The sequence below is a fragment of the Streptomyces sp. NPDC091377 genome (assembly GCF_044757045.1).
Classification (GTDB): domain Bacteria; phylum Actinomycetota; class Actinomycetes; order Streptomycetales; family Streptomycetaceae; genus Streptomyces.
In genome coordinates this window covers 105,882-119,897 of the sequence record NZ_JBIVUE010000010.1, presented here as the reverse complement: position 1 = coordinate 119,897, position 14,016 = coordinate 105,882, and the positions used below count along the sequence as shown (strand labels likewise).

Sequence of the window (14,016 nt, the reverse complement as noted above, 5' to 3'; positions counted from 1 at the left end):
ACGGGCAAGGCCACAGGAACGGCAACGTCCACGTCACAGGAACGCAAGACCACAGGAACGGCAGGGGAGGCGCACCCGCGGGTACGCCTCCCCTGCCTGTATCGCTGAACGGGCCGCCGTACCGCTCCCCCCCCCCATGCCCGACGCGGCCTCGGGACGTGCGGCGTCCTCAGTCCTCCGACGACTCGTCGTCGTCCGCCGCCGGCTTCGGCGGCTTCGGGGGACGGGTGCGCTCGCCCGGAGAGGGCGGCGAGGTCCCGCCGTCCCGGCGCCTCAGATACCGCTCGAACTCGCGAGCGATCGCCTCGCCCGACGCCTCGGGCAGCTCGGCGGTGTCCCGCGCCTCCTCCAGCGTCTGCACATACTCCGCGACCTCGCTGTCCTCGGCCGCGAGCTGATCCACCCCGACCTGCCAGGCCCGCGCGTCCTCGGCCAGCTCACCCAGCGGGATACGGACGTCGATCAGATCCTCCAGCCGGTTGAGCAGCGCCAGGGTCGCCTTCGGGTTCGGCGGCTGCGACACGTAGTGCGGCACGGCCGCCCACAGCGACACCGCCGGGACACCGGCGTGCGTGCACGCCTCCTGGAGGACACCGACGATGCCCGTCGGCCCCTCGTACTTCGTCTCCTCCAGATCCATCCGCTGGGCCAGATCCGCGTCGGACGTGGTCCCGCTGATCGGGACCGGCCGGGTGTGCGGGGTGTCGCCGAGCAGCGCGCCCAGGATCACCACCAGCTCCACACCCAGTTCGTGCGCGAAGCCCAGCAGTTCGTTGCAGAATGAACGCCAGCGCATGGACGGCTCGATCCCCCGCACCAGCACCAGGTCACGCGGCTTGTCGCCGCCGACCCGCACCACCGACAGCCTCGTCGTCGGCCAGGTGATCTTCCGCACCCCGGCATCCATCCACACCGTGGGCCGGTTCACCTGGAAGTCGTAGTAGTCCTCGGCGTCCAGCGCCGCGAACACCTCGCCCTTCCACTCCCGCTCCAGATGCGTGACCGCGGTGGAAGCGGCGTCACCGGCGTCGTTCCAGCCCTCGAACGCGGCCACCATGACTGGGTCGATCAGCTCGGGAACTCCCTCCAGCTCGATCACCCAGCGCCTCCTTCCGACATGCCCTCGCCTGACCACCCAACCTTACGGCGTGCGGCGGGGGCGCCCGCAGCCCCCTGGCAGGGGCAGTGAACGGATCACTGCCCCGCCGATCACCGGGGAACACCCGACGAACAGCTCTGCGAATGATCCGAGCACCAGTGCCGCCCCGGCCCTCTACAGGGTGCTGCGCAGCCAGTGCTCCACACTCGCGATGTGTACGGTCGCCCAGGAACGGGCCGCCTCGGCGTCCCGGTCGCGCAGCGCGCCCAGGATCGCCCGGTGCTCGCGCAGGGTGCGGCCGACCGCGTCCTCCTGGGTCAGCCCGCGCCAGACCCGGGCCCGGGTGGTGGGCCCGGACAGCCCGTCGAGCAGCGAGCACAGCACGCTGTTGCCCGACGCCTGCCCGATCCCGCGGTGGAACTCCAGGTCGGCGGCGACCAGTTCCTCCACCGAGGGCGCCCCGCCCAGCGCGTCGAGCTGAGCGGTCAGGGCGTCGAGCCGCCGCTCACTGATCCGCGTGGCGGCGATCGCGGTCGCGGCGGGCTCCAGGATGCGCCGTACGGCGAGGAACTCCAGGACCGTGTCGTCGCGGTGGAAGTCCACGACGAAGCTCAGCGCCTCCAGCAGCAGCTGCGGATCGAGGCTGGTGACATAGGTGCCGTCGCCCTGGCGCACGTCCAGGATCCGGATGAGCGACAGCGCGCGCACGGCCTCCCGCAACGAGTTCCGGGACAGTCCGAGGTCGGCGGCCAGCTCGCTCTCCTTCGGCAGCCGGTCGCCGGGCCGCAGCGCACCGGAGACGATCATCCCCTTGATCTTCTCGATCGCCTCGTCGGTGACTGCCATGGCCCGGCCTCCAGTAGCTCAGACATCGGATGTCTCAGCGCCATTATGGGCGCCGCCGGACCGCACGGCATGGCGATCGGCAGGACGGCGAGGAGGGTGCCCGGCCGGGCGGCGGACCGGGTGGACCGGCCGGACACGGAGGTCGGCGACCTGCCGAACCAGCAGGTCAGGGAGGGTCTACGCCCCGGCGCTCAGCTTTCCGCGGGGTGCCGCGCCAGCAGCCGCAGTGCCTCCAGCGACACCACCGCGCCCCGCTCCACGCCCGCCGCGACCACGTCCCGGTGCGGGTCGTAGGCGCCGGTGGCCCGGTCGTCGGCCAGTTCGTCGGCGTTGACCCCGTCGATCACCAGCACTCCGCCCGCGACCAGCCCGCGCAACGACGCCGTGATCAGCAGCGCGGACAGTTCCATCTCGATGGCGGCCAGCCCGGCCCCCTCGTACCCGGTGAGCGGTATCAGCCCCGGCTGGAACGCGGCGCGCGTCCAGACGATGCCCCGGTGGTGCGGTGCCCCGGCCTCCCGCGCGGCGCGCTCCAGCGCCAGCACCGCCTCGGGCGAGGCCACGGCCGGGTACTCCGGCGGCAGCAGTTGCGCGGTGACCCCGTCGTCCCGCACCGCGGCCTGCGCGATGACCAGGTCGCCGTCCCCGATGCCCGGCCGCATGGCGCCCGCGGTGCCGAAGCGCAGAAAGGTCCGTACGCCCGCGTCGGCCATCTCCTGGAAGAGCAGGATCGCGCCCGGCCCGCCGATCCCGTGCGAGGCCACGACGACCGGCAGCCCCTTCCATCCGCCGGCGAACACCCGGTACTCGCGGTGGTACGACACCTCCTCGGCGCCGTCGAGCAGTGCGGCGACGGCCGCGGCACGCGCCGGGTCCCCGACCACCACGGCGTGCTCCGGCAGCCCGGTGCGGGGTATGCGGGTGAGGGGCTGCAGATCGTGGGGCATGTGACGGCTCCAGGGGAGGCGGGCGACGGTGCCGATCATACGAACACCCGCCCCGTCCGCCCCTGTCCGGTGCCGTCGCAGCCGTCGCAGCCGTCATAGCCGTCACAGCCCTCGCGGCCGTCACGGCGTCGTGTCCTTCCCAGCCGTCGTGCTCGTCACGGCTGTCGTACTCGGCAAGGCTGTCGTACCCGTCATAGCCGTCACAGCCGGCACCGGCGTCCGGCGCCGGTCAGCCCAGGGCGCGTACAGCCTGGTAGTACGTCCACGCGGTGCCGTTGCAGGCGGCCTTGCGGGCTCCGCCGTAGCCGTTGCACACCCGCTTGAGGTCTTCGTGGAAGGCGCTGTCCACACGGGCCTTGTTGGCGCTGAAGGCGCTGGCCGCCTTGTAGTTGCGGTAGCCGAAGTCATGGCGGGCGCAGGAGGTGGAGAACGGGAAGCCGAAGGGGTTGTCGGGGGAGGAGGAACAGTAGTCGGTGGACCAGTCGAACTGGTAGGCCGACCAGGCGGACCGGTTGGCGCGGGCGGCGGCCCACGCGTTGTAGCTCGACGCGCTGGTCTGGGTCCAGTTGGCGAGGACCTTGGGCTTGTCCGCGGGGGCGGCGTTGGCGGTGGTGGCGGTCGCGGCGACGGTGATCAAGGTCAGGGCCGAGGCGGCGAGTCCGGTGGCGAGTCTGCGGTGCATCCCACACCTCCATGAGGCTGCGGCCCGTCTCTCGAACCGCAGGTTCATGACAAGATGATTGACGCTTCATCAACGTCTTTACACCGCCGATGCCCCAATGCGCCGTGAACTCTCCTTCGCGCCGGGCGATCAAAGGGTGAACCCGACCGGAGAACCAGGACGATCCGCCCACAAGGCGTATCCTGCGCCCGCGCCGCCGGAACCCCAAGGCGGTGGGGGCGCAGAGAGGCATGGGCGGTCGGGACGCCGGACGTCGGGTGACCGCACGCCGAAGGGCGGCCCGGTGAAAGGGCCGCCCTTCGGGGGCTGTTCGCTCTATATACGGCCTGTGCGGCTATGTGTGCCTATAGGCGCCTACGTGGTGACATGCCGCGTAGGTGTCCTACTCCTCGTCCAGTACCGCCCGCACCTGCGCCCGTACCTCGTCCGTGGCCAGACCGCGGATCGTGAGCGTCGTACGGCGGCGCAGCACGTCGTCCGCGGTCTCCGCCCACTCGTGGTCGCGGGCCCAGACCACCTGAGCCCAGATCTCGGGCGCGTCGGGGTGGACCCGGCGGGCCAGTTCGGGGTTCTCGTTGGCGAGCCGGGCGATGTCGAAGGCCAGGGAGCCGTAGTGGGTGGCCAGATGCCTGGCGGTGTCCGCCGCCATACGCGGGCCCGGCGCCGGGCCGTCGACCAGCAGCCGGTGCGCGACCGCGCGCGGATTGGCCACGCCCGGCAGCGGCAGCCGCTTCGGCAGCGCGGAGATCGGCTCGAAGTCCTCGCCCAGCGGATGCCCGGGCAGTGTCTCCAGCTTGCGCATCACGGTCCGGCCGATGTGCCGGAAGGTGGTCCACTTGCCGCCCGCCACCGACAGCATCCCGCCGCGGCCCTCGCTCACCACGGTCTCCCGCTTGGCCTTGGCCGTGTCACCGGGCCCGCCCGGCAGCACCCGCAGCCCGGCGAACGCGTAGGTGATCAGGGAACGGTCGAGCTGCTGGTCGCGGATGGAGAACGCGGCCTCGTCCAGGATCTGCGCGATGTCCCGGTCGTTGACCGCGACCTCCGCCGGATCGCCCTCGAACACCTCGTCGGTCGTGCCGAGCAGCAGCATGTCCTCCCAGGGCAGGGCGAAGGTGATCCGGTACTTGTCGATCGGTGTGGCCAGCGCCGCCCGCCACGGCGCGGTCCGCTTCAGCACCAGATGGGCGCCCTTGGAGAGCCGGATGGACGGTGCCGCGTCCGGGTCCTCCATCCGCCGCAGATGGTCCACCCACGGCCCGGTCGCGTTGAGCACCAGCCGGGCGTCGACCCCGAACTCCTCGCCGGACAGCCGGTCCTTCAGCTCGGCGCCCGTCACCCGGCCCCTGGTGAAGCGCAGCCCGGTGACCTCGGCGTGGTTCAGCACCACCGCGCCCGCCTCCACGGCCGCGCGCACCGTCATCAGCGCCATCCGGGCGTCGTTCATCTGGTCGTCGCCGTACACGGCCACGGCCTTCAGGTTCTCGGTACGCAGTTCGGGCACGTCCTGCGCGGCCTTGGCGGGGGAGAGCAGATGCCCCACCCCGTCACCGAACGCGGAGAGCGCCGAGTACGCGAAGACGCCCGCGCCGAGCTTCGCCGCCCCGTGCGGACCGCCCTTGTACACCGGCAGATAGAAGGTGAGCGGGTTCGCCAGGTGCGGGGCGACCTGACGGGAGACCGCGCGCCGCTCGAAGTGGTTCTCCGCGACCAGCTTCACCGCGCCGGTCTGGAGGTAGCGCAGCCCGCCGTGGAGCAGCTTGGAGGAGGCGGACGAGGTGGCTCCGGCGAAGTCACCCGCGTCGACCAGGGCCACCCTGAGACCGGACTGCGCGGCGTGCCAGGCGGTGGAGATGCCCAGGATGCCGCCGCCGATGACGAGAAGGTCGTACGACGCCTTGGCGAGTTGCTCCCGGGTCTCGGCGCGGCTGGGGTGCGCGCCGGAGGCCGGGTGGCTGCCCAGGGAAGGCAGGGAAGGCAGGGCGGGCCGGGCGGGCACGGACTTCAGGGTGGACTGACTGGTCATGTCGGGTTCTTGCTCCTCACCAGGGCCTCCGGCGGGATCCGGAGGCCCTCGTCAGCCGGCGTCGTGGCCGGCTCTGGTCACTCTCGTGAGCTGGCGTCGGTTCTCGTCAGCTCACGTCAGCTCTCGTCCTCCAGCCAGCCCATGGTCCGCTCCACGGCCTTGAGCCAGCTCTTGTACTCGCGCTCGCGGACCTCCGCGTCCATGCGCGGGGTCCACTCGGCGGCCCGCCGCCAGTTGGCCCGCAGGTCATCGGTGTTGTTCCAGAAACCGACGGCGAGACCGGCGGCGTAGGCGGCGCCGAGACAGGTGGTCTCGGCGACCATCGGCCGCACCACGGGCGCGTCGAGCACGTCCGAGAGGGTCTGCATCAGCAGATTGTTGGAGGTCATACCGCCGTCCACCTTGAGGGTGGACAGCTCGACCCCGGAGTCCTTCGTCATGGCGTCGGCGATCTCGCGGGTCTGCCAGGCGGTGGCCTCCAGCACGGCCCGGGCCAGGTGCGCCTTGGTGACGTACCGGGTCAGACCGGCGATGACACCGCGTGCGTCGGAGCGCCAGTACGGGGCGAACAGACCGGAGAAGGCGGGGACGAAGTAGGCGCCGCCGTTGTCCTCGACGGACAGGGCGAGCGTCTCGATCTCGGCGGCGGTGGAGATCAGGCCCATCTGGTCGCGCATCCACTGCACCAGGGAGCCGGTGACCGCGATCGAGCCCTCCAGGGCGTAGACCGTGTCCTGGTCGCCGATCTTGTAGCCGACGGTGGTCAGCAGCCCGCTGTAGGAGTTGATGATCTTCTCACCGGTGTTCATCACCATGAAGGTGCCGGTGCCGTACGTCGACTTGGTCTCGCCCTCGGCGAAACAGGTCTGGCCGAACAGGGCCGCCTGCTGGTCGCCGAGCGCCGAGGCGACCGGGATGCCGCCGAGCAGCTCACCGAGGCGCCCGCCCTTGATCTCGCCGTACACCTCGGAGGAGGAGCGGATCTCCGGCAGCATCGGCAGCGGGACACCGATGGACTCGGCGATCTTCGGGTCCCACGCCATCGTGTGCAGGTTCATCAGCAGGGTGCGGGAGGCGTTGGTGACATCGGTGACGTGCCGGCCCCCGTCGACGCCGCCGGTCAGATTCCAGATGACCCAGCTGTCCATGGTGCCGAACAGGATGTCGCCGGCCTCGGCGCGCTCGGCCAGCCCCGGGACGTTGTCCAGCAGCCAGCGGGCCTTGGGCCCGGCGAAGTAGGAGGCCAGCGGCAGCCCGGTCTGGCGCCGGAAGCGGTCCTGGCCGACATTGCGGCCGAGTTCCTTGCACAGGGTGTCGGTGCGGGTGTCCTGCCAGACGATGGCGTTGTGGACCGGCTCACCGGTCTTCCTGTCCCACAGCACGGTGGTCTCGCGCTGGTTGGTGATGCCGATGGCCTTGATGTCGTCCCGGGTGATGCCCGCCTTCTCGACGGCACCGGCGACGACCTCCTGGACGTTGGTCCAGATCTCGTCGGCGTTGTGCTCGACCCAGCCCGGCTTGGGGAAGATCTGCTCGTGCTCCTTCTGGTCGACCGAGACGATCCGGCCGTCCCGGTCGAAGACGATGCAGCGCGACGAGGTCGTGCCCTGGTCGATCGCGGCGATGAACGGGCCGTGCCCGTGCGAGGCGATACCGGCGGTCTGGTCGTCGGTCACGATGAGCTCCTGGGGTTCCGGTGTCGAGGGGCGGATTCTGCCGGGTGTCGGGTGGTCGGGTGACGTGTGCCGCGGGGGCGTCAGGCGAAGGCGACGTTGTACAGGCCCGCCGCGAGCGCGGCGCCGATCAGCGGACCGATCACCGGGACCCAGGCGTAGGACCAGTCGGAACCGCCCTTGTTGGGCAGCGGCAGCAGGGCGTGCACGATCCTCGGGCCGAGGTCACGGGCCGGGTTGATGGCGTATCCGGTCGGACCACCGAGGGAGAGGCCGATGGCGACCACGACGAGGGCCGTGATCAGTCCGCCCACGATGCCCAGGCCGTTGCCGTTGTCGTTGAGGCCCTGGGTGAGTACGGCGATGACCAGTACGAACGTACCGATGACCTCGGTCGCGACATTCATCACGGCGTTACGGATCTCGGGGCCGGTGGAGAAGATGCCGAGCACCGGGCCGGCGCCCTTCTCCCGGGCCTCGATCGACTTGGACCGGGTGGCGGCCGACTTGGACCGCAGGGCGGTCGCGCCGGGGACGATCTCCGGGTCGGTGAGGTGGGCCTGGAACTGGCCGTAGTACGTGACCCAGACGAGAACGGCGCCGATCATGGCGCCGAGCAGTTGGCCGCCCCAGTAGATCGGCAGATTGCTCCACTCGCCGTCCTTGATGGTCAGGGCGAGGGTGACGGCCGGGTTGAGGTGGGCGCCGGAGAGCGGCGCGGAGACGTAGACGGCCGTGAGAACGGCGAACCCCCACCCGAAGGTGATGGCGAGCCAGCCGGCGTTGCGTGCCTTGGAGGCTTTCAGCGTGACGGCGGCGACGACTCCTCCGCCGAGCAGGATGAGCAGGGCGGTACCTATGGTCTCGCCGATGAAGATGTCGGAGCTGGACACCCGCGACTCCTTTGTCCTTCGTCCAGGGGAAGCGGAACCCCGATCCCTTGCAGGGGGTCCCTCGGCCTGCGACGTCATCACACTCTAACCGGAAATTCCGGAAGGCGTTCGACAATGCCGACCGATGGTCGGAGTCTCGCCCTGGGGTTACAGGAACGTCAAGTGTTCTGTTATCGAAACCGGGATCGTTACTGATCGGTCTGGACTATCGATCCCTAGGTGGATGTGGAGTGGATTGAGCCTTTTGTCCACTTCAGGGTAGGGCGAATGGCCGATCACGGCACGGGCGGGACCGGGGGCCGGGGCCGGAGCCTGGGCGGGGGCCGGGGCCGGGGCCGGGGCGGGGGAGGAGAGGGAGAAGGGCGGAGGGGAAGGGCGGGGGAGGGGAAGGGCGGGGGAGGGGAAGGGAGGGGAGGGGAGGGGGTGCGGGGCCGGTGGCGGCCTGGGCCGTCAGAAGCGGCCCGCCCCCAGGTCCCTGGAGACCGCGCGGGCGCAGTCCCGCACCGCCGCGATCAGCTCGGGACGCAGCTCCCCGTCGCGGGCCACCCGCTCCACCGCGCCCGCGATGCCGACCGCTCCGACCGGCATCCGGCGGCGGTCGTGGATCGGCGCGGCGATGGACGCGACGCCCTCCCAGGTCTCCTCCACGTCGGCCGCGTAGCCACGGGCGCGTGTGAGGTCGAGGAGGTGCTCGAAGTCCTCCGTGGCGCACACGGTCCGGTCGGTGAACGCCTTGCGCTCGCTCTCCAGCGCCTCGCTGTGCGCCACCGGGTCGTACGCCGACAGCACCTTGCCGAGCGCCGTGGAGTGCAGCGGCTGCATCGCGCCGATCTCCAGCACCTGCCGGCTGTCGTCGGGCCGGAACACATGGTGGACGATCAGGACGCCCTGCTGGTGCAGCACGCCCAGGTACACGCTCTCACCGCTGGACCGGGCCAGGTCGTCCGTCCAGACCAGGGCGCGGGCGCGCAGTTCGTGCACGTCCAGGTAGGTGGTGCCGAGCCGGAGCAGTTCGGCGCCGAGCTGGTAGCGCCCGGACGCCTCGTCCTGCTCCACGAAGCCCTCCTGCTGGAGGGTGCGCAGGATCCCGTGGGCCGTGCCCTTGGCGAGGCCCAGTGAGGACGCGATGTCCGACAGGCCGAGCCGTCGCTCGCCGCCCCCGAGCAGCCGCAGCATCGCCGCCGCCCGTTCGAGCGACTGGATGTTCCGTGCCATCGCCGCCCTGCCTCCGTCCGTTCTCATCGCATGTCGCCGACTCTCGTCGGCCTCGACCCGCGTGGCCTGTACGGCCCTGTTCGGCCCTGCTCAGCCTGTTACGGCCATCGTTCGGCAATGTCGAACACTACCGTTCCATGCCGACCTCCCGCTATCGAGCGGGCGCTGACCTCGTGTCCGTGCCGCCGGATCCCGCGGATCCCGCGGATCCCGCGGAACCCGCCCCGGCCCGTCGTGCCGTCCCCCCGCTTCCCTCGGCTCCTTGAGCCGCCCTCCCTGCCCACTGACCGGCCCCCGTCCACCCACCGGTCCCCGCCCCCGGATCGCCCCCGCCCACCGACCGGCCCCTGCCCACCCACCGACCGACCCCCGCCCACCGACCGACCCGCCCCCGGATCGGCCCCCGTCCCTCCCCCTCCACCCGGTTGGCCGGACGACGCACATCCTGACCGACATCCCCCACCCACCGTCGACCGAGGCGCCCGTCCGCCCACCAGGGCCGCCCCGACCGGCCAAAACCCCCGCCCCCGGGACCCCGTCCGCGACGCGCCCCCCGGGCCCGCCCCCGACGCCTCCCGCGTCCGTCCCGTGGACGTCCTGACGATATGCCCTCGGTCCCGGCTACCCTTGCGGCGTGCGTCCGCATCGCGGGAAGCGCCGGGAGCCGCCCGGCCGCGACCCGGGAGGTGTCCGGCAAGGGGCCGGACGCCACCGTCGGGAAGCGCCCGGTACCGTCCGAGCGCATCCTGACCCGGGACGCAAAGCCGACAGCCGTCGCATCCGAGGGAGCCCATCCATGGCCTCTGTGCCGCCGACCCCTTCCGCCGACCCCCGGACCCGTGTGTCCGCGCTCCGCGAGGCGCTCGCCACCCGCGTGGTCGTCGCCGACGGCGCCATGGGCACCATGCTCCAGGCGCAGGACCCCACCCTGGAGGACTTCCAGCAGCTCGAAGGCTGCAACGAGGTCCTGAACGTCACCCGCCCCGACATCGTCCGCTCCGTGCACGCCGAGTACTTCGGCGCCGGCGTCGACTGCGTCGAGACCAACACCTTCGGCGCCAACCTCTCCGCCCTCGGCGAGTACGACATCCCCGAACGCGTCCACGAACTCTCCGAGTCCGGCGCGCGCATCGCCCGCGAGACCGCCGACGACTTCACCGCGCGGACCGGACGCCAGCGCTGGGTCCTGGGCTCCATGGGCCCCGGCACCAAACTGCCCACGCTGGGACACACCACCTTCACCGCCATCCGCGACGCCTACCAGCAGAACGCCGAGGGCCTCCTCGCCGGCGGCGCCGACGCCCTGCTCGTGGAGACCACCCAGGACCTCCTCCAGACCAAGGCGTCCGTCATCGCCGCCCGCCGCGCCATGCGCACCGCCGGCTACGACGTACCCCTCATCGTCTCCGTCACCGTCGAGACCACCGGCACCATGCTGCTCGGCTCCGAGATCGGCGCCGCGCTCACCGCGCTGGAACCGCTCGGCATCGACATGATCGGCCTGAACTGCGCCACCGGCCCCGCCGAGATGAGCGAGCACCTGCGCTTCCTCGCCCGGCACTCCCGCATCCCGCTGTCCTGCATGCCCAACGCCGGTCTGCCCGTCCTCACCTCCGACGGCGCCCACTACCCGCTCAGCGCGCCCGAACTCGCCGACGCGCAGGAGAACTTCGTACGCGACTACGGGCTGTCCCTGATCGGCGGCTGCTGCGGCACCACCCCCGAGCACCTGCGCCAGGTCGTCGAGCGGGTCGAGGGACTGACCCCCGCCGAGCGCAGCCCGCGCCCCGAGCCCGGCGCCGCCTCCCTCTACCAGTCGGTGCCGTTCCGGCAGGACACCTCCTACCTCGCGATCGGCGAGCGCACCAACGCCAACGGCTCCAAGAAGTTCCGCGAGGCCATGCTGGAGGCCCGCTGGGACGACTGTGTGGAGATGGCCCGCGACCAGATCCGCGAGGGCGCGCACATGCTCGACCTGTGCGTGGACTACGTCGGCCGCGACGGCGTCGCCGACATGGAGGAACTCGCCGGCCGCTTCGCCACCGCCTCCACCCTCCCCATCGTCCTGGACTCCACCGAGGTCGACGTCATCCAGGCGGGCCTGCAGAAGCTCGGCGGCCGGGCCGTCATCAACTCCGTCAACTACGAGGACGGCGACGGCCCCGACTCCCGCTTCGCCAAGGTCACCGCCCTCGCCCAGGAGCACGGCGCCGCGCTCATCGCCCTCACCATCGACGAGGTGGGCCAGGCCCGCACCCCGGAGAAGAAGGTCGAGATCGCCGAACGGCTGATCGACGACCTCACCGGCACCTGGGGCATCCACGAGTCCGACATCCTCATCGACACCCTGACCTTCACCATCTGCACCGGCCAGGAGGAGTCCCGGGGGGACGGCATCGCCACCATCGAGGCGATCCGCGAACTCAAGCGCCGCCACCCGGACGTCCAGACCACCCTCGGCCTGTCCAACATCTCCTTCGGCCTCAACCCGGCCGCCCGCATCCTGCTCAACTCGGTCTTCCTCGACGAGTGCACCAAGGCCGGACTGGACTCGGCGATCGTCCACGCCTCCAAGATCCTGCCCATCGCCCGCTTCGACGACGAACAGGTCACCACCGCCCTCGACCTGATCTACGACCGCCGCCGCGAGGGCTACGACCCGCTCCAGAAGCTCATGGCCCTCTTCGAGGGCGCCACCGCCAAGTCCCTCAAGGCGGGCAAGGCCGAGGAACTGGCCTCCCTCCCGCTGGACGAGCGCCTCAAGCGCCGCATCATCGACGGCGAGCGCAACGGCCTGGAGGCCGACCTGGACGAGGCCCTCACCACCACCACCGCTCTCGACATCGTCAACAACATCCTGCTGGACGGCATGAAGGTGGTCGGCGAGCTGTTCGGCTCCGGCCAGATGCAGCTCCCGTTCGTCCTCCAGTCCGCCGAGGTCATGAAGACCGCCGTGGCCCACCTCGAACCGCACATGGACAAGACCGACGAGGCCGGCAAGGGCACCATCGTCCTCGCCACCGTCCGCGGCGACGTCCACGACATCGGCAAGAACCTGGTCGACATCATCCTCTCCAACAACGGCTACAACGTGGTCAACCTGGGCATCAAGCAGCCCGTCTCCGCGATCCTCGACGCCGCCCAGGAACACCGGGCCGACGTCATCGGCATGTCCGGACTGCTCGTCAAATCCACGGTGATCATGAAGGAGAACCTGGAGGAGCTGAACGCCCGCGGCCTCGCCGCCGACTACCCCGTCATCCTCGGCGGCGCCGCCCTCACCCGCGCCTACGTCGAACAGGACCTCCACGAGGTCTACCAGGGCGAGGTCCGCTACGCCCGCGACGCCTTCGAGGGGCTGCGCCTCATGGACGCCCTGATCGGCGTCAAGCGCGGCGTGCCCGGCGTCAAGCTGCCCGAGCTGAAGCAGCGCCGGGTGCGCGCCACGGCGAACGCGGTGGCCGAGGAGCGGCCCGAGGAAGGGCACGTCCGCTCCGACGTCGCCACCGACAACCCGATCCCCGAACCGCCGTTCCGCGGCACCCGCGTCATCAAGGGCATCCAGCTCAAGGAGTACGCCTCCTGGCTGGACGAGGGCGCCCTCTTCAAGGGCCAGTGGGGCCTCAAACAGGCCCGCACCGGTGAAGGACCGACCTACGAGGAACTGGTCGAGACCGAGGGCCGCCCCCGGCTGCGCGGACTGCTGGACCGGCTCCAGACGGAGAACCTGCTGGAGGCGGCCGTGGTCTACGGCTACTTCCCCTGTGTCTCCAAGGACGACGACCTGATCCTCCTGGACGACGACGGCAACGAACGCACCCGCTTCACCTTCCCCCGCCAGCGCCGGGGCCGCCGCCTGTGCCTCGCCGACTTCTTCCGCCCCGAGGAGTCCGGCGAGACCGATGTCGTCGGCCTCCAGGTCGTCACCGTGGGCTCCCGCATCGGCGAGGAGACCGCCCGCCTCTTCGAGGCCGACGCCTACCGCGACTACCTCGAACTGCACGGCCTGTCCGTGCAACTGGCCGAAGCCCTCGCCGAGTACTGGCACGCCCGGGTGCGCTCCGAACTCGGCTTCGCCGGCGAGGACCCGGCCGACGTCGAGGACATGTTCGCGCTCAAGTACCGCGGCGCCCGCTTCTCCCTCGGCTACGGCGCCTGCCCCGACCTGGAGGACCGGGCCAAGATCGCCGAACTGCTGGAGCCCGAGCGGATCGGCGTACAGCTCTCGGAGGAGTTCCAGCTCCACCCCGAGCAGTCCACCGACGCCATCGTGATCCACCACCCGGAGGCCAAGTACTTCAACGCCCGGTGAGCGCCGCTCACCCACGGTGAGGGAGCGGCCTCCCCCGCCGTGGCGCCGGGCCGCCCGCGCACGACCCCGCGCACCGTCCGCGGGGTCGTGGTCCCGGGCCCACCCGCGGCACCGTCCGTACGCCCACGGCCCGCACGGCCCGCACGGCCCACCCGCGCACCGCCCGTACGGCCACGGCCACGGCCACCGCCACGGCAACGGCCCGCACGGCCCCGGACCGGCTCACCCGGCACTCCGGCCGAAGGCGACGTACACTGGTCGGTCCATCGCAGGCCGGTTCCCCGCACGGGAACCGGCCTGGTCGTCCCTCAAGGAGGTACGCC

Annotated in this window: 9 protein-coding genes; 1 reads left to right on the top strand and 8 read right to left on the bottom strand. The window is 71.2% G+C overall.

The genetic code is table 11. The annotated features are described in order from the left end of the window. Positions 1-169: 169 nt before the first annotated feature. From ACIQNG_RS22645 to ACIQNG_RS22610, 8 genes are all read right to left on the bottom strand, one after another. The gene (locus ACIQNG_RS22645) at positions 170-1,099 is read right to left on the bottom strand and encodes a PAC2 family protein (RefSeq protein ID WP_401487287.1); all 930 of its coding nucleotides are present in this window, start codon (positions 1,097-1,099) and stop codon (positions 170-172) included. Positions 1,100-1,273: 174 nt separating this feature from the next. Next, positions 1,274-1,945 carry a FadR/GntR family transcriptional regulator gene (locus tag ACIQNG_RS22640; RefSeq protein WP_401487285.1) on the bottom strand — a complete coding sequence of 224 codons (672 nt, stop codon included), beginning with the start codon at positions 1,943-1,945 and terminating at the stop codon, positions 1,274-1,276. A gap of 191 nt (positions 1,946-2,136) precedes the next feature. Continuing rightward, the gene (locus ACIQNG_RS22635) at positions 2,137-2,892 is read right to left on the bottom strand and encodes a nucleoside phosphorylase (protein WP_401487284.1); all 756 of its coding nucleotides are present in this window, start codon (positions 2,890-2,892) and stop codon (positions 2,137-2,139) included. Between the two features lie 229 nt (positions 2,893-3,121). Continuing rightward, a complete protein-coding gene (locus ACIQNG_RS22630; RefSeq protein WP_401487282.1) occupies positions 3,122-3,574 on the bottom strand; it encodes a phospholipase in 453 nt (150 codons plus the stop codon). A gap of 382 nt (positions 3,575-3,956) precedes the next feature. Further along, positions 3,957-5,600 carry an FAD-dependent oxidoreductase gene (locus ACIQNG_RS22625; protein WP_401487280.1) on the bottom strand — a complete coding sequence of 548 codons (1,644 nt, stop codon included), beginning with the start codon at positions 5,598-5,600 and terminating at the stop codon, positions 3,957-3,959. 116 nt (positions 5,601-5,716) lie between these two features. After that, positions 5,717-7,276, bottom strand: coding sequence for a glycerol kinase GlpK (glpK, locus tag ACIQNG_RS22620; protein ID WP_401429032.1), 1,560 nt, complete (start codon positions 7,274-7,276; stop codon positions 5,717-5,719). Between the two features lie 80 nt (positions 7,277-7,356). Continuing rightward, on the bottom strand, positions 7,357-8,166 hold the full coding sequence (locus ACIQNG_RS22615) for an MIP/aquaporin family protein (protein WP_401487278.1): 810 nt from the start codon (positions 8,164-8,166) through the stop codon (positions 7,357-7,359). 450 nt (positions 8,167-8,616) lie between these two features. Beyond that, a complete protein-coding gene (locus ACIQNG_RS22610) occupies positions 8,617-9,381 on the bottom strand; it encodes an IclR family transcriptional regulator (protein WP_401429037.1) in 765 nt (254 codons plus the stop codon). 796 nt (positions 9,382-10,177) lie between these two features. Between ACIQNG_RS22610 and metH the strand changes: the two genes are divergently transcribed. Beyond that, a complete protein-coding gene (gene metH, locus ACIQNG_RS22605) occupies positions 10,178-13,693 on the top strand; it encodes a methionine synthase (protein ID WP_401429039.1) in 3,516 nt (1,171 codons plus the stop codon). The last annotated feature ends 323 nt before the right edge of the window (positions 13,694-14,016 follow it).

Excerpts from the sequence above, each read along its gene's own strand:
- ACIQNG_RS22640 (WP_401487285.1), bottom strand. The coding sequence starts at position 1,945 with ATGGCAGTCACCGACGAGGCGATCGAGAAGATCAAGGGGATGATCGTC.
- ACIQNG_RS22635 (WP_401487284.1), bottom strand. The coding sequence starts at position 2,892 with ATGCCCCACGATCTGCAGCCCCTCACCCGCATACCCCGCACCGGGCTG.
- ACIQNG_RS22630 (WP_401487282.1), bottom strand. The coding sequence starts at position 3,574 with ATGCACCGCAGACTCGCCACCGGACTCGCCGCCTCGGCCCTGACCTTG.
- ACIQNG_RS22625 (WP_401487280.1), bottom strand. The coding sequence starts at position 5,600 with ATGACCAGTCAGTCCACCCTGAAGTCCGTGCCCGCCCGGCCCGCCCTG.
- ACIQNG_RS22610 (WP_401429037.1), bottom strand. The coding sequence starts at position 9,381 with ATGGCACGGAACATCCAGTCGCTCGAACGGGCGGCGGCGATGCTGCGG.
- metH (WP_401429039.1), top strand. The coding sequence starts at position 10,178 with ATGGCCTCTGTGCCGCCGACCCCTTCCGCCGACCCCCGGACCCGTGTG.